The sequence below is a fragment of the Telmatocola sphagniphila genome (genome assembly GCF_018398935.1).
Lineage (GTDB): Bacteria > Planctomycetota > Planctomycetia > Gemmatales > Gemmataceae > Telmatocola > Telmatocola sphagniphila.
This window is the reverse complement of the sequence record NZ_CP074694.1, coordinates 79338-94891: the sequence shown is the minus strand read 5'-3', so window position 1 is coordinate 94891 and position 15554 is coordinate 79338. Positions and strand designations below refer to the sequence as shown.

Annotated in this window: 12 protein-coding genes; 4 read left to right on the top strand and 8 right to left on the bottom strand. The window is 54.8% G+C overall.

Annotated features, from left to right (window positions below; translation table 11 throughout):
* Positions 1-56 precede the first annotated feature (56 nt).
* Both KIH39_RS00460 and KIH39_RS00455 read right to left on the bottom strand, forming a co-directional pair.
* Complete coding sequence (locus KIH39_RS00460) at positions 57-2600, bottom strand: polynucleotide kinase-phosphatase (RefSeq protein ID WP_213497316.1); 2544 nt, start codon at positions 2598-2600, stop codon at positions 57-59.
* Entirely contained in the window at positions 2597-3991 is a 1395-nt protein-coding gene (locus tag KIH39_RS00455) for a 3' terminal RNA ribose 2'-O-methyltransferase Hen1 (RefSeq protein ID WP_213497315.1), read from the bottom strand. Before KIH39_RS00455 ends, KIH39_RS00460 begins: the two co-directional genes overlap by 4 nt.
* Positions 3992-4217: 226 nt before the next feature.
* On the opposite strand from KIH39_RS00455, the gene folE reads away from it, so the two are divergent.
* Genes folE through moaA form a run of 4 tightly spaced genes read left to right on the top strand, consistent with a single transcriptional unit; the run spans position 4218 to position 9382 of the window.
* Positions 4218-4838 (top strand): GTP cyclohydrolase I FolE, encoded by a 621-nt coding sequence (folE, locus tag KIH39_RS00450; protein ID WP_390623725.1) that lies wholly within the window; start codon positions 4218-4220, stop codon positions 4836-4838.
* A 19-nt stretch (positions 4839-4857) separates the two neighbouring features.
* Positions 4858-7932, top strand: coding sequence for an FAD-binding protein (locus KIH39_RS00445; RefSeq protein ID WP_213497314.1), 3075 nt, complete (start codon positions 4858-4860; stop codon positions 7930-7932).
* Between the two features lie 15 nt (positions 7933-7947).
* On the top strand, positions 7948-8358 hold the full coding sequence (locus KIH39_RS00440; protein WP_213497313.1) for a molybdenum cofactor biosynthesis protein MoaE: 411 nt from the start codon (positions 7948-7950) through the stop codon (positions 8356-8358).
* 7 nt (positions 8359-8365) lie between these two features.
* Positions 8366-9382 carry a GTP 3',8-cyclase MoaA gene (moaA, locus tag KIH39_RS00435; RefSeq protein WP_246539442.1) on the top strand — a complete coding sequence of 339 codons (1017 nt, stop codon included), beginning with the start codon at positions 8366-8368 and terminating at the stop codon, positions 9380-9382.
* Here the strand turns inward: moaA and KIH39_RS00430 are convergent, their stop codons facing one another.
* From KIH39_RS00430 to KIH39_RS00405, 6 genes are all read right to left on the bottom strand, one after another.
* A complete protein-coding gene (locus tag KIH39_RS00430) occupies positions 9383-10225 on the bottom strand; it encodes a TIGR03000 domain-containing protein (RefSeq protein ID WP_213497311.1) in 843 nt (280 codons plus the stop codon).
* Between the two features lie 197 nt (positions 10226-10422).
* Positions 10423-11358: a DUF1559 family PulG-like putative transporter gene (locus tag KIH39_RS00425; protein WP_213497310.1), complete on the bottom strand. Its 936-nt coding sequence runs from the start codon at positions 11356-11358 to the stop codon at positions 10423-10425.
* A gap of 239 nt (positions 11359-11597) precedes the next feature.
* A complete protein-coding gene (locus KIH39_RS00420) occupies positions 11598-12074 on the bottom strand; it encodes a hypothetical protein (RefSeq protein ID WP_213497309.1) in 477 nt (158 codons plus the stop codon).
* 137 nt (positions 12075-12211) lie between these two features.
* Positions 12212-13657, bottom strand: a complete 1446-nt coding sequence (locus KIH39_RS00415; RefSeq protein ID WP_213497308.1) for an MBOAT family O-acyltransferase — start codon at positions 13655-13657, stop codon at positions 12212-12214.
* Positions 13654-14691, bottom strand: coding sequence for an SGNH/GDSL hydrolase family protein (locus KIH39_RS00410; RefSeq protein WP_213497307.1), 1038 nt, complete (start codon positions 14689-14691; stop codon positions 13654-13656). The genes KIH39_RS00415 and KIH39_RS00410 overlap by 4 nt, the downstream gene beginning before the upstream one ends.
* Before the next feature lie 70 nt (positions 14692-14761).
* On the bottom strand, positions 14762-15535 hold the full coding sequence (locus KIH39_RS00405) for an SDR family NAD(P)-dependent oxidoreductase (RefSeq protein WP_246539441.1): 774 nt from the start codon (positions 15533-15535) through the stop codon (positions 14762-14764).
* Positions 15536-15554 lie beyond the last annotated feature (19 nt).

Genomic DNA, 15554 nt, shown 5'->3' with positions numbered 1-15554 from the left:
CACCGCTTCGATCTTGCAATAAATCTCCTAAAAATTTAGATAAAGCGGAGCAGAGTTTACAGTCGGGCATCCACCGGATCACTCTCCAGGGCCAGCACACCAAAAACCGCTTCATGAATTTTTCGGAGGGAGTCGCCTCGAACGAATCGTTCCAGGGACTCAATGCCCAGCGCAAATTCCTTGACTGCGAGAGCACGTTTCTTGGCAATGGCTCGTTGTTTCAGGCGAGTCAGATTCTCCGGAAGCGTGTAATCGGCTCCGTAAATCAGTCGGAGATATTCTCTTCCACGCACCTTCAAGGCCGGTTGCACGAGAGATTTCTGCGAAGGATTTATCCACTGCATCGGCTTTACAACCATTCCTTCATAACCTTCACCCGTCAACCCCAACCACCATTCGGTGCCTTCGCTGGTCGAGGCCGGATCTTTAGGATTCACAACCAAATAGGGGGTAGCGAGGAATATCGGATCGGCCGACAGCTCCGCCAGAACATCCATATGCCAGGAATGCTCCTGATCGAGAAACAACCCTTTGCGTCCCGCCAGTAAATGAAACGGGGCGAACCGAAAATCATCGATGCTCTGAGTCGGCCAGCAATACTGGCGGTAGCTTTTGGTAAAGGCTTGAATATTCTCGGTTTTTCGAAGGTAACGTTCTTTCAACGTCACCAGGTCCTCTTCATTCACATTCGCCCAGAGGGACTGCAGTTCCTCCAAAGCCGCACGGCCTGAAGCGCCGCAGGCAGCGTACTGAAGTTTCAATAACTCCTGAGCCTTGGCCGACCAGGGCATCATCTCCCCATCGATACAAAACCAATCGCTCTCGAAGCGCCGCCAGAAATCCGCACGAGTCAGCGCAGCTCGAAGTCGATCGAGAAACGCCTGTTCCCAGTCGCGTCTATCGAAAAATCGACGACCCGTGCGGGTGTAGCAAATCCCACAGCATTCATCGCTTGCGCCAAACAGGCGTTGAGCAACTTCTGAGTTTTTGCAGATCACCACAACGGCCCGCGATCCCATATGTTTGCGTTCGCAAATCACGCGGGAAATATTCTGAGCGGCGAAGTAATCGAATGCTTCTTTTGGATGCTCCAGATATCCGTCTTGTTTCGTGGAATCGCCCGGGGACATCGTCGGCGGCAAATAGATCAGCCAGCGAGGATCGACGGCAAAGCGCGACATCGCTTCGAGAGCCGCCGCATTCAGATTTTCATGGATCGGAATTCTTGAGATCAGGCGGGTATCGACCCAGCGCCGACCGAGCAAATCGGCTAGATTAGGAAGATCGTCCGTCTCCTCGATCGGTTTCTGCGGTGTTTTTTCTTCAACGACCTCTTTAAAGTTCCGTTTGGTAATTGCATATTCGCGACGGGCGGGGATACTGATCAATTCCCCTTCCGGATAGCGCACGGCCGTCAGGCTGCCGCCGAACACGCAGCCGGTATCGATATTGATCGTGTTGTTGACCCAACGGGGCATACCGGTAGGCGTATGGCCGTAGATAATCCGGGCCTTACCCCGATAGTCCGCGGCCCAGTTCAGCCGGACCGGCAGGCCATCGGCATCTTTCTCGCCCGTGATATCTCCGAACAAGGCGAAGGTGCGGACTCGATCGGAAACCTTGCCGATGAATTCCTCCTTCAGTCCGGCATGGGCAATGACCAGTCGACCGCCGTCCAGAACGTAGTGGTAGGGCAACGACCCCAGGAAATCGCGGACGCGATTGCTGAATTCCGCCGGGAACTTTTCCAGTTGTTCCAGAGATGTTTCCAATCCGTGGCTGATCTGCACATTTCGTCCGCTGAGCTTGCGAAAGAGCTTGTCGTCGTGGTTGCCCCGAACGCACAAGCTCGAACCACTCTGGACGAGATCCATGACCAGACGCAGCACTTCCGGAGTGCACGGCCCGCGATCGACGAGGTCGCCCACGAAAAGCAGTTTGCGATTTTCCGGGTGGGAAATCCCAAACTTCTCCGCTTCGAAATTCAGCTGGTAACCGAGAGCTTTGAGCAAATCGTTCAGCTCATCCATGCAGCCGTGCACATCGCCGATGATATCGAACGGGCCGGTCCAGTCCGGACGAATGAAAGACGAAGCTTCCCGGCGGATTACTGCCGAATCCATCTGCTCGGCGGATTCCAGAACGAACACCTTTTCGAAATCGGCTTTCAATCGGGGTAGCGACTGCAACAATTGCGAATGGTGCCGCTTGACCACATTACGCGGGATAGTGCGATAGCTGCGCTGTTGATTGCGCTCCTGCGAAATCTGTTCGGGCAATGCGAAAACAATCGCGACCGCGGGCGTGTGATACTTCTGTGCGATATCCAGCAAAGGCTTTCGGGCATGGAATTGCACATTGGTGGCATCGACGACCGTCAGTCGGCCGAATGCCAGCCGTTTATCGACAACCGAATGCAGCAGTTCGAACGCTTCGGCATTAATCGACTGTTCGTTTTCGTCGTCGCTGATGAGTCCCCGAAAATAATCGGACGAGATCACTTCCGTCGGTTTAAAGTGCCGACGGGCGAATGTGGATTTGCCCACTCCCGATGGCCCGACGAGCAGCACCAGGCTAACCGGAGGTAATGTTATGTTCATGAGCGAATGAAAACTCCTAATTGGGAAGGACCACCCAGTTCGGCGTCGAGTTCCCCCAACATTTCTATCTGCACGGCGTAGCCATACTTTTGACCGATCGCCGTGGCCCAGTTCTGAAATTCGGATCGGGTCCATTCAAAGCGATGATCGCGATGCCGCAACTTTCCTTCCTTCAGACCTTCGAATTTCACGTTGTATTCGCGATTGGGCGTGGTCAGAACCACCACCCGCGGCTTCAGGATCGCGAAGATATTTTTCTCGAGCGCCGGCAGTCGATTGAGATCGAGGTGCTCCACCACTTCGACGAGACTAAGACCATCGAAGCCCGCCAACCGATCGTCGCGATAGACGGCCGAGCCCTGTAACAGTTTCAAACGATCCGGTTCGTCGTAGGCGCCGCGCCGCCGCAATTTCTGATCGGCGATTTCCAGCGAGCGAGTGGAGACATCGACACCGATAATCTTCTCGAACTGCTTTTCCTGGCAAAGTCGCGTCAAGAGTTTCCCTTCGCCGCAACCGAGATCGACCACAGACCGGCACCCTTCCGCCACCAGGACTTCACAGACCCGGTTTTGCCGCAAATCGTGCAGGCGAATCTTGGTCTCCACTTCGTCTTCGATTTCCACGCGGTCCGAATCAGCCGGGAGTTCTTCGGAAGCCACTAGCAGCCCGGCATGCGCGGCTTGAACCAGGTTGCCGCGGTATTTCAGATATCGATCGACGATGGCCGCTTTTTCCGGATGAGTTTCCAACCAGCCTTCGCCATGCTTTAAAAGCTTGGCAACTTCTTCTTCGCCGATCCAGTAGTGCTTATCCGCATCGAGAACCGGTATCAGCACATACAAGTGCGACAAGAGTTCGTGCAGCACAACTGTTTTCGAGAGTTTCAAAAAGAAGTAGCGACTCTCCCCCCACTCGGTGAAATTTTGATCCAGCGGGTGTCGACGCAATTCGAGCTGGTAGCCCAGAGGCTCGAACAACTTTCGAAGAAACCCTTCGCCCCCTCTCGAAGGGAGTACGGGAATACTGACCGTTAAGGGTATCGGCGTCTCCGCAAGTTCGGGGCGGTCTTTGCAACGGCCGTTGAGGGCCGAACCCAATACCTGGGAAATCGCCACGCTGAGGAACGAAGAAGCGACATAGGGCCGGTCGTTCACATATTGGTAAAGCAAACCGGCTTCGCCCCGCTTGTCGGGCCGGGAGCGGGTCCAGCCCACCGCGTCCATATCCAGAAGCAGCACGGCTGTGCACTTCTCTTCCGAAGCTTCCGTGTAAAACACGTGCAGCTGGCCGAAATTCAAAGAAAAAGATTGTAGCCGGCCGGGCTTTTTGTGCAGCAGATAGCCGAGATCGGTTGCAGGAGAGTGGCTTGTGGAGATCGTCAGGAACATGGCTGGGGAACCGTTTTTATATTTTGCATAATGATACGGTTAGCGTGGGTTTGGTTCGCAATATTAGGCATATTCGAAAGTACCGAAATGAGAAATCCAACCAAATTCTGGCATTTCTTGCCGACAAATTCGGGGGCGGTCTATTGATGAGACGTACAATATAATTCTGCAATTATGGGGCTAAAGTGTGGAAGCCACTTTGACTAAACCAGAACGAAATCATCGAATCGTCAAGCGGGAGCCTGGAACTCCTGCCGGGGCCGGGCATACAGTGGACCTGCAACGCATTCAAAACGCGGTGCGTGAGATCCTACTGGCTGTGGGGGAAGACCCCGAACGAGACGGGCTGCTGGAAACTCCTGCCCGCGTGGCTCGCATGTATGCGGAAGTCTTCTCCGGACTGAAAATCGATCCCAAGATTTATCTGAAAAAGACATTCAATGTTCAGCACGAAGAAATGGTGCTGGTGCGCGACATCGATTTCAACAGTATGTGCGAACACCATCTGTTGCCGTTTACCGGCCGGGCTCACATCGCCTATCTGCCCTCGGGAAAGGTGGTGGGCTTGAGCAAACTGGCCCGTATTGTCGAAGCGGTTTCGCACCGACCGCAGGTTCAGGAGCGGATGACCGAGGAACTCGCGGATCTGGTGCTCAACGAGTTGGGCGCCATCGGCGCGGGTGTGGTTCTGGAAGCTTCTCACAGCTGCATGTCTTTACGTGGTGTCCGAAAGACCGGATCGACTACAATTACCAGTGCCATGCGGGGAAGCTTCAAGACCAACCCTGCGACTCGCGCTGAATTTTTGTCCCTGGTACATTCCCCCCGGTTGCGGGCCGGCGGGTAGTACACGAGGAATCGACTCCGTGGAAGGCTTGCTCAAGGCACTGAAACAGGACCTGAGACGCCAATTTCGCGGAGAGATTTCCAGCGAATCGACTTCTTGCGCCCTCTACTCCACGGACTCCAGCCCTTTTGAAATCCTGCCCCTCGCCGTGGCCTGTCCCACGAGCGAGTCCGATCTTCAGCAAATCGTCAGTTACGCCAGCTCGCACGCACTTCCCGTGGTAGCGCGGGGAGCCGGTACCGGACTGAGCGGTGAATCTCTCGGCTCCGGCATCATCGTCGATTGTTCGCGCCATTTACGCGAAGTGCTGGAGATCGGTGCCGATTTCGTAAGAGTTCAACCCGGTCTTCTACTCGCCGATCTGAATCGCATACTGTCTAAGCACGACCGTCGCATCGCTCCGACGCCGTTCAATTATGAAACCTGCACGGTCGGCGGCTGGATGGCGGTCAATTCCTCCGGGCCCAACTGCCTCGCCCATGGCATGCCGCGCGAACATCTGCAATCGGCCCGCCTCATTTTGGATACGGGGGAATGTATTTCTCTGGCCGAAGACAACTCCATGGTCGGACGATGGAAACTGGTTCGGGAACAGCTTCAGCAACTGGTGCAAAATCACGCGGAAGTCATCAGGAATCGCGCCCCCTCCCATCCCTTCGATAATGCCGGCTATGGCTTGCGACTGAGATCGGCCTCCGAAGAAATCGACTATACGGTAATGCTTGCCGGTTCGGAAGGGACGCTGGGTTTATTCAGCGAACTGACTTTGAGAACATCCCCTCTACCCAACAGGGTGGCGGCCGTACTGTTCGGTTTTGCAAATCTCGGGCAAGCCTGCAGCGCGGCCCGCGATTTCATTCCCGGCATGCCATCACTGGCCACTGTTTACGACCGCCGAGCACTGACGCTGATTCGAAAAACCTCGGAGGATTGGGACAGAATTCTCACCACGGACTGCGAAGGAATCCTCATACTCGAGTGGGAACAGTCTAGCCTGGCGGAAGCCTCGGAGAATGCTCGGGATGCGATCGCGAGGATCCAGAATCGGGCCAAATGGGTTTACCCATTGATTGAGACCGATTCGCAAGCTCTTTATTTAAGGCTCCGGCACTCTGCTCGACGGGGATTCCACTCCCTCTCGCGTGGTCCCCGTCCACTGCCCTTCACCAACGATCTGGCCGTCGCGATCGACCAACTTCCCGAGTTTTTGAATCAAGCCGAAAGCATTCTGCGCGAGCTCGATTGCACGGCGACTTACCAGATTCAGGCAGCCACCGGTCAGGTGGACATCCGGCCAATCTTCGATTTCAAGAACGATGAAGATCGGGCAAAGCTCTGGCCCTTAGCCGAACAACTCAATTCTCTGGCTATCGAGTTCGGCGGGACGATTTGCAGCCAGTACGGCACGGGATTAACGCGCACACCCTGGATCGAAAAACAATTGGGGGAAATGTTTCCGATTCACCAGGAAATCAAGCGAATTTTCGACCCGCGCGATCAGTTAAATCCGGGGAAAATTATTCGAGTGGATCCCAATCGACCGGCTTGGCCGCTGCGTTCCAATCGTTCCAGCACGCGGATCGAACTGGCGCAGGCGGAAAACTGCCACGGTTGCGCCGATTGCAAATCCACAGGTGTGGAAGAACGCACCTGCCCGGCTCATCGCGGCTGGCGCACCGAAGGCAGTTCTCCCCGGGGAATGATGAACTACCTGCGTTCGCTACCCGAGATTCCCGAGGAGAAAAAAACGGAATCGGACGAGGCGCGGGAAGTCGCTTCTGCCTGCGTTCAATGCATGCAGTGCCGGACGGGCTGTTCGGCCGAGATCGACATTCCCGGATTGATGTTGGGGAGCCGAATTGCCTCCGTCGCGGAAGAGGGGCTTAGCTGGCCTCAGTGGTGGATCAGCCGATCGGAACGCTGGCTACGCTGGGGCACGCGCATTCCCCGCCTGAGTAACCTCATCGCCCGAGGCAGTCTGACGCGCCGGTTGCTGCAAGGACTGACCGGTTTGAGCCGGCAGATACGGGCCCCCCGAGAGATTTTTCGGACCGTGCCGTTCCACCGCCGCAAGAAAAAACTGGCGAATATCGCAAACGAAAAACAGACGATTCTGCTGTTGCCAGGCACGAGCGTGAATTATCTTCATCCGCAAATTGCCGAGGCCGCTCTGGAAGTTCTGAATCTGAACCAGATTCGCGTGGAACTCGCCGACCCGCCAATTCCCTCTGTTGCGGGTGCGCTCTTCCTGGGAGATCTAGCATACGCTCAGAGGATGCTCCAGAAGCATTTACCTCGTCTGATGGAGGCCGCCCGCGCCGGTTATCCGATCGTTTGCATCGAGCCAGCGGATGCCACCGTTTTAAAGAACTACCTGGGCCTGCTGTTCCCGGAAGAATCGGATCTGAATAAAATTCGGGGCACCACGTGGGAATTGACCGACTACCTCAATTCGCTTTATCGGAGCGGGAATTTAAAAAAGGATTTCCAGGCTGTAAACGGACAGATTGCCTACCACACTCCCTGCCATCGCAAATCGAAGTTGACTAGCGATCCGCTTTGGCTGCGGGATATACCCGAGGCGAACGCGACCAACCTGAATGCTGGCTGTACCGGCCTGGCAATCCAATTCGGGCTAATGAAACGCAATCGCTCGGCGGCTAAGAATATCGGTAAATCGCTCGAAGAGGCGGTATTCGCGGCTAAAGGGCAAATCACGACTTCCGAATGTTCCGCCTGCCGACTACAACTATACCAGTGGACGGCCAGTTCCGCCCGGCATCCGGTGGAACTGCTGGCTTCGGCTTATCGGAAACCTCAGAAATTTGGGACCTTGCTCGTGAAAGCCGATCAATCCACCCTGCAACTGTTCGCCCGTTTCCGCGAGGAAGCCAAGACCGATTTCCTGTTGGTGCCGACTCCTCCGGGCTCGACGATCGCGCATATCCGCTCGTTCCTGCGGGAGAGATGGCCGACGCTGACTCCTTTAATCCAGCATTCCAAATTTGCTGCGAACAACGAATTCGTGACCGAGGAGTATGCGATCCGATCGGGAGATGAACTGAGTATTATCCCACCGGTCAGCGGCGGTTGATCGGAATTCCCTATCATGATTGAACTCACACAACTCCCGATCGATCAGTCTCTGCTCCTCGAGAAAGTCCGCTCGAATAACGCAGGTGGGCTAGTCCTTTTTCTCGGCACCGTCCGCGAACTCACCGGGGAGATTCGAACGAAAACTCTGGAGTATCAGGCCCACGAACCGATGGCGCTGGCGAAAATGCATCAGCTGGAGCAGGAAGCCCGCCAGCGCTGGCCGATCCAGGAGCTGGCGATGGTCCACCGACTCGGTTCCTTGAGTGTGGGAGAGGTGGCCGTTGGTGTCGCCGTCAGCTGTCCCCATCGGAAGGAAGCCTTTGAAGCCTGTGCCCATCTGATCGATCGGCTGAAGGAAATCGTACCCATTTGGAAGAAGGAAGTCGCCCCGGATGGTCAGGGGGATTGGGTCCATCCGGTATAATACTTCAATGAGTGCCTTCGAACTTCCACTATCATCGTCTGTACCTTTGGTGGACCGCTTCGGTCGCATTCACAACAACTTGCGTATCTCCGTCACCGACCGCTGCAATCTCCGCTGCACCTACTGCATGCCTGAGGATGTGCAATTTCTCGACCGTGACGAATTGCTGAGCTTTGAAGAGATTCAGAAATTCGTCGCAGCCGTACAGCCTTTAGGGGTGAATAAAATCCGGCTGACCGGTGGAGAGCCCCTGCTGCGGCGGGAACTACCCAGCTTGATTCGATTGCTGCTTCAAATTCCCGGAATCCACGATCTGGGCCTCAGCACCAACGGCCTGCTCCTGGCCGGGCAGGCCCAGTCTCTTCGTGCGGCCGGCCTCAAGCGTTTGAATATCAGCCTGGATACACTGGATGAGTCGCGGTTCGAACAAGTCACTCGTCGAAAAGGACTGTCCCAAGTCCTCGAAGGGATTCAAGCGGCACGGGAGGCAGGTTATGAAAGCATCAAAATCAACGCCGTGAGCATTCGAGGGCTGACTGAACTGGATGCGATTCCGCTGGCTCGCTATGCCCGCGAAAATCAGTTGGAATTGCGCTTCATCGAGTACATGCCAATCGGAGCGGATCACTGGGAACGGGAAAAAGTCTTTTTCGCCAGCGAAATTCTGGAGCTTCTAGAGTCCGAATTCGGTCCCATCAGCCCGGCCCGGAATTACGATCCTCGTAGCCCGGCCATGGACTTCGAATACGCCGACGGCGGCGGCCGGATCGGAATTATCGCCTCGGTCTCCCGACCTTTCTGCCGGAATTGCAACCGCATCCGATTAACGGCCGAGGGAAAATTTCGCAATTGTTTATTTGCTCTGGACGAAGTCGATGTGAAATCGATTTTGCGTTCTCAGCAAGATACGCACCGGTTGCAGGAAATCATCATTGAGTCCGTCCGGCAGAAATGGGAAGGGCATGAAATCAACACGGCCCGCTTCGTGAAACCGCAGCGGACCATGCACGCCATCGGGGGCTGATTAGTCCTTGGTGAAATCGACTGTGATCTGTTCTCCGGCTTTACCCGCAATTTTCCTTCGTTTGCTCAAGGGCACGCCGGCTTCCGTCCACTCCACTCGCACGTTATATTCCAGCACTTCCCCGAGTTTCTGTTCGGGAGAAACGAACGATCGTACTTTACCCGTCTGCTTGGTGAGGGCATCATCGAAGTAAATCTGCGCATTTTCCGGAACCACGATATTCATGGTCAGGCTGGCAACGGCCGGAATCGGCGGAATCTCTTTTGGGAAGTCCGTTATCGGCGTGGCCGGCATCTGCTGCAGGGGCACAGTCGGGACCAGTTGCTGAGTCGGATCGGGCAGAGGAGTGATCGGCGAAGTGGTAATTGGTTTACTCGACTTCCAATCGCCGCTGGTGTACGGCGTGCTGAAGAGCGGTCCTGGATTGTTACCGAGGAAGCGTTGATCGGCTCCGCCGAACATCCCGGGAATAGGAGCGTAGGTCGGCACTGGCGGACCGTACATGCTGAAGCCGTTCGAATAAAAGCCGTTGTAGTTGTTGCCCCAAAAGCCGACCCCCACACCGATACCCGTGCTGGGATCCACTGCTAGCGGATCGTAGAGTCCGCCAACGCCGAAGCTGACTCCGACACCCAGGCCGGAGTAACCGTAGCCGTAGCCGTAATCCCTCTGTCGGTTGCGATCCCAGAAGATTACCGGAACTTTGGTTCCCAGCGGTGCAGGGACGGCAGTCGACGGGCCGGCGAAATGTTTCGGGCCAACAGTAGGTCGAGTTTGAGCGCTGCCGAGTTGGGCAAAAACGAGAAGCGCGGCCAGCGGGGAAAATAGGCGAATGGAACGCATGGGATATCCTCCAGAACGATCTATTCAATTTACCCAACGGGCTGGATTCCTACCCGGGGGAATTTCCCGGAGCAGACTAATCTCAAGCGAATACCCCTTAGATTTATCGGCAAAACCGGACCAGATGATTCAACTTCAAAGGTTTAAAAGAGGGCGAATGTGAAAGATGAGAAATTTCAGCGGGCGTTAACCGATTTTTACCAATCCGAACCCAGAATCTCTCCGCCATTGGGGGTGATGGCCGCGTTCCAGGTCGTCAGGGTGATTGCGGGAGTGACGCTACGCACACTGCCGTCCGCCAGTCCCACCATGACTACCGTTCCCGTTAACCCCTGGAGTAAGCGGTGATCGCAAGTACCTTGAGCCGGTTGGGGCTGGAACGGAATGGTTGGAGGAGTCGGAAGGCCCGCCGTCGGCAGATTTCTACCGAACGAAGGGGCGTAGGGGTTGCTATTCCCGGGTAAGGGGGCGGAAGCGGGCATCAAAGGGGCGGCCGTGTCGAAATCCATGACTTCCCCGATATTCCATTGGCCGCCGCGAACTTCGACGAAGGCCGGGTTCTGACAATTCACGTAGCCCTCGCCGACGAGGAAGGTATTGGAAGTTCCATCCCCGATGAATTCGATTTTCAGCGTGCCCGTGAAGACCTCGCGATTGACGAAATAGCTGGTCGGTGTGTCATTCGACATGGAGGTCGGATCGGCCGGAGCCACGAAGGATTTCACCAGGCCACCCGTACGAACACCCCGCCAGGCATTAGGCGGTTCCACATGTTCGGTACCCGGCAGGATCGGACCGACGAGACCCGTCAATGGACCAAACGATTGGTTGTAGCGATTCTGCTCTTCGATGAATGGCAGCGAGTAGAACAGCGCGGAGCCGCAAACCCCATTTTCCATGCGCATCGGCTTCCAACCCAGAGTGGGCGGCAGATAGCCGTAAACATCATTGAAAGAGTGGAAACTTAAAGCGATCTGCTTCAGATTGTTAGTACTTTGGGCGCGAGCGGCCGCTTCCCGAACTTTCTGCACGGCGGGCAACAACAGGCCTATGAGAATGGCGATAATCGCAATGACTACGAGAAGTTCGATGAGCGTGAAGCCAAGACGGTTCTGACTGCGACGCTGGATCATGGTTGGACTCTTCCGGGAAGGAAAGGACGACCTTAAAGTACTAGTATGCCGGTTCTTAACGCGAATCTCAATTCGATTATCCGCATTTAGCGCGATGAGCTATTTTTCGACATTCGATTTTTTTCAATTTGCTGGCTGGGTCGACATTCCGACAAGTTGCAAAATGGTTATCTTCGTCAGAACTGTAAGCTAAAGGATTTTTTAGGAGATGAGAGTGCCAATCATAGAAAGGGAAGTTATCAGTTGGTGCCGATATTGGTCAGACATTTTTCCTGAAAATTGTGTTCGAGACGGCGACTGTTGATATCCAGCATTTCCAGAATCTGAAACACCGGTTCGAGTGGTATTCCCCAGGAATGGGCCCAGCGAATAATATCCAGATTTTCGCCGCCCGTTTTCAGCCGATCCATAATGCGATCGAGTAGTAATTGATGTTCCCGGAAATCGCGATGCAGAAGCCCAAAGTCGTTGCGATCAAGTTCCGTCCAGTAACAGATGCCCTGCAGGTGCTCAAGCCATTTAGCCCGAAGATAACCGCTCCAGTGCTGGCGGATCCATTCCCGAATGGCGACTTCCCCCAAGTCCCGGCCCGCCCTTTCGCTTTCAATCCATTTGAAGCAATCGATTTCCCGATAGGAATCTGTGTACACGCTGTTCACCGGTACGCACGTGGGTACGGCACAAGGGGTACAGCATTCAGCAACGAATTGGTCCATGACGTTCACCGGGACAAATTCCGGGGAGAAGCGGAAGTCAATTACCTAACCCTATTATAACCACATCGGCGATTCGATCAACATTTCTTCACGATTATAAGTCGTGATTTTTGCTTACCAACTATTGGAATAGCTTCTCAGAATTGGAAATAGATAAAGTTGGGGGTACTGGCATCCGGCGCTAACAGGATGGCCAGCATTATCCAACCGAGACCAAATCCCCACGCCATCCCGCGTTTCCAGGAAGGCACGAAAACACCAGATCCGACAGCTCGAATTTCGGTCAGCTTCTGGCCGAGCAAACTCAACAATAAATAGACCAAAAGCGCCCACCAGACGGCCGGATCGTAGGCATTGCCGACAAAGCCGCGAGAAGTGTCGAAATCGAAAACTTTGCGCACGCAATCGACGCTTTGCTGCCAGCCCGTTAGGCGGAAAAAACACCACGCCAGACAGATCGCATGAAAGGTCAGCAGAATGCAGACGAGCTTCCAGACTACCCCGGCAGTCCCGTTCAGATTTTGCAATTTTCCTCGCAGCGGTATTCGCGACCAGAGCCGATGCAGAACGAGGAACGAGCCATGCAGCCCTCCCCAGATCATGAACGACCAATTGGCCCCGTGCCAGAGACCCCCCAGCAACATGGTGATCATGAGATTGCGATTGGTTTTCCAGAAGCCGCAGCGGCTGCCCCCTAAGGGAATGAACAGATAGTCTCTCAAAAACCGGCTAAGCGTAATGTGCCAGCGGTGCCAGAACTCTGCTACTGAAGTGGCGAGATAAGGCCGATTAAAATTCTCCGGCCAGCGATAACCGAATAAGAGAGCTAAACCACGTGCAATATCGGTGTAGGCTGAGAAATCGAAGTAGATCTGGAACGCATAAAGGTAGATGTACGGAAGCGACCAGACTCCCGCTGTCGTGCCATCGCCGACGTGGGCAAAGAAGGGATCGATCGCCAAGGCAATACGATCGGCCACCACCAGCTTTTTGAAGAAGCCGCGAGCAACAAGAAAGCAGGCCTCCCGAGGGGCCAGGGGCTCCCGCGGCATTCGACCGGGGTTCAGATCGTTTAAAAACTCATGAGGTCGCAGAATGGGACCGGCTACCAGATGCGGGAAAAACGCGGCCGAGAGCGAATACCGCGCCAGGCTCTGCATGGCGGGATTCGTTTTGCGATAAACGTCGACCAGATACGCAATCCCGGTGAAGGAATAGAAGGAAATCCCGTAGGGAATCTTCCAGTTATCGAAATTCCGCGGCGGACCCCCGAAAAGACTGGTGAACGTTTCCACCAGCATCGGCGTGTATTTGAAATAGGCCAGGATCAGCAGGTTGAAGCTGATACCCAGTATCAGCCAGCGCTTCGGCCGGAAACTGATTTCCATCCGGCGGGCAATTATCCAGTCAATCAGACAGAATACGATCAATAGCGGCAGCAGGGACCAGTGGTTATTCCCGTAAAAAACCAGACTGGCGACGAGCAGAAACGGGATCGTCCAATCTTCCCGACGGCGAATCAGCAACCAGACGAAATAGACGGCCACAAAATAGTAGAAGAAAGCGCGATCCGTGAAGTTCATGATCGCCCTCGCAGATGCGCCAGCAGTTCTCTCAGCAGAATCTCGTTCCCGCGCGGCGAGAAATGTTTGTCGGGAATAAATAGAGAAGCTTTATCCGGCTCGTCCTGGAACGAATTTCGAAAATCGCAGATATCGAAACCAAACTGCTGACCCAGTTGAGTCATCGCATCCTGATAGGCACAGCCCGCCCCTTTGACGATCTGCTCGTGTGTCGGAATCAAAAGTAACGTGATCGGGATATTCCGCCGACTGGTCACCTCGGCCAGTTCCTGAAAGAGTTGTGCATACTGTTCCTGCAGTTCCACCGGGATTCGGTCGTTCAATTGCCGGCCATAGGTATTCGCATTGGGAATCGGTTTCGCGAACCGCATCCAGCCAGCCAGAAGCAGCCGACTTTCACCCAGTAATGTCGAATGCAATCCCCCAGGCAAAGGCGAGCGGTAGGTAATCACTCCCCGATCATTCACCCGGTAATCGCCCAGGGGATGCTGCCCGAGCGGAACGCTGTCGAGCGGCATCAATTCAATGAAAATGCGTTCGGGTTGGAGCCCATTCTCCAACAGTAAGCGGATTTGGGCAAAGCGGAGATTGATCGTTTCGTTTTTGCCGAGATAAAAGATTCGCTTGTCAGTGACTGTCGCGCGAGCCGTATCGCCCAGCATGCCCTGCATCTGAATGAAAGAGTTTCCAAAGAAGGCCCAGACCGGATTGCCCTGCTTCAATTTCTCAAGGGGAAGATATTCCGCGAGGCGAAGCGAATTATCTTTCTCGAATTCCGCCCAGGATCGATAATCCGCTCCCAGCGCCCGATCCGGCTTATAGATTCCGGAGCCGCTGGCCTGATTGCCGAGGAAAATCTGAATATCGTTCGGCGGGAAAATCTGAAGAAAGAGTTCCCCTATTGAAAAGACCACCGCCAAACCGAGTAAGAACCCGATCAGCCCGCGCGCGACGCGGCCCGGGCCATTTTTCGCCAACAGCCGGGCTAGCGGCGCGATTTCAAATTTCCGAAAGCGTGTCTTTGTGGGGAACACGTCCTTGTGCTCCAAAATAACCAGGATAGGCAACTTGTATAACCGAACCCACCCAATCTGTCGAGGCCAATTAACGGGCGATATAGCCGCCATCCACAACCAAAACTTGTCCGGTGACGTAGCTCCCGGCTTCGCTGGTGAGCATCAAAACCGGGCCGACCAATTCTTTGGGATCGCCCCAGCGGTTGAGGGCCGTGCGTGAAGCGAATTGCTTCTTTTCGGCATCCGAAAGCACACTCATTGGCATGTCGGTGAGAAACGGCCCGGGAGCGATGCAATTGACCGTAATTCCGAATTCGCCCAAATCGAGCGCACTCGCCTTGGCCAAGCCAATCACGGCCGATTTGGTGGCCGAATAGGCATTTCGGCGTTCTTTCGACACAAATCCCATGATGGAGGAAATATGAACAATCCGGCCCCATTTGCGACTTTTCATCTGCGGGACTAGTGCCCGGGATAGGGCCATGATGGAAGAGAGATTCACTTCCAGAACGCGATCCCAGGATTCGTCGTCAATCGCATCGATCGCCTGAGGAATATTCACGCCCGCATTGTTGATGAGAATGTCGATTCGCCCCATTTTCGCCAGGGCCGTCTCGGCCAGTCGCGCCACATCAGCCCGATCGTTCATGTCGGCCACGCAATACTCCCCTTTTCGGCCCGTGCCGTCCAGGATCTCCGCTAAGGAGGTTTTCAACTCCCCCTCGGATCGACTCGAAATGAAAATATCGGCTCCCGCCTCAGCCAGGCCGCGAGCCATCGCTTTTCCAAGACCTTTATTGCCGCCGGTGACCAGGGCCACCTTTCCAGAAAGATCGAATAGTTGATTGACCGGCTTCATCATGATGAGCACCCCTCCATTT

Bases quoted from the DNA above. Each gene is read 5' to 3' on its own strand.
- KIH39_RS00460 (WP_213497316.1), bottom strand. From the start codon at position 2,600: ATGAACATAACATTACCTCCGGTTAGCCTGGTGCTGCTCGTCGGGCCA.
- KIH39_RS00455 (WP_213497315.1), bottom strand. From the start codon at position 3,991: ATGTTCCTGACGATCTCCACAAGCCACTCTCCTGCAACCGATCTCGGC.
- KIH39_RS00440 (WP_213497313.1), top strand. From the start codon at position 7,948: ATGATTGAACTCACACAACTCCCGATCGATCAGTCTCTGCTCCTCGAG.
- moaA (WP_246539442.1), top strand. From the start codon at position 8,366: ATGAGTGCCTTCGAACTTCCACTATCATCGTCTGTACCTTTGGTGGAC.
- KIH39_RS00430 (WP_213497311.1), bottom strand. From the start codon at position 10,225: ATGCGTTCCATTCGCCTATTTTCCCCGCTGGCCGCGCTTCTCGTTTTT.
- KIH39_RS00425 (WP_213497310.1), bottom strand. From the start codon at position 11,358: ATGATCCAGCGTCGCAGTCAGAACCGTCTTGGCTTCACGCTCATCGAA.
- KIH39_RS00420 (WP_213497309.1), bottom strand. From the start codon at position 12,074: ATGGACCAATTCGTTGCTGAATGCTGTACCCCTTGTGCCGTACCCACG.
- KIH39_RS00415 (WP_213497308.1), bottom strand. From the start codon at position 13,657: ATGAACTTCACGGATCGCGCTTTCTTCTACTATTTTGTGGCCGTCTAT.
- KIH39_RS00405 (WP_246539441.1), bottom strand. From the start codon at position 15,535: ATGATGAAGCCGGTCAATCAACTATTCGATCTTTCTGGAAAGGTGGCC.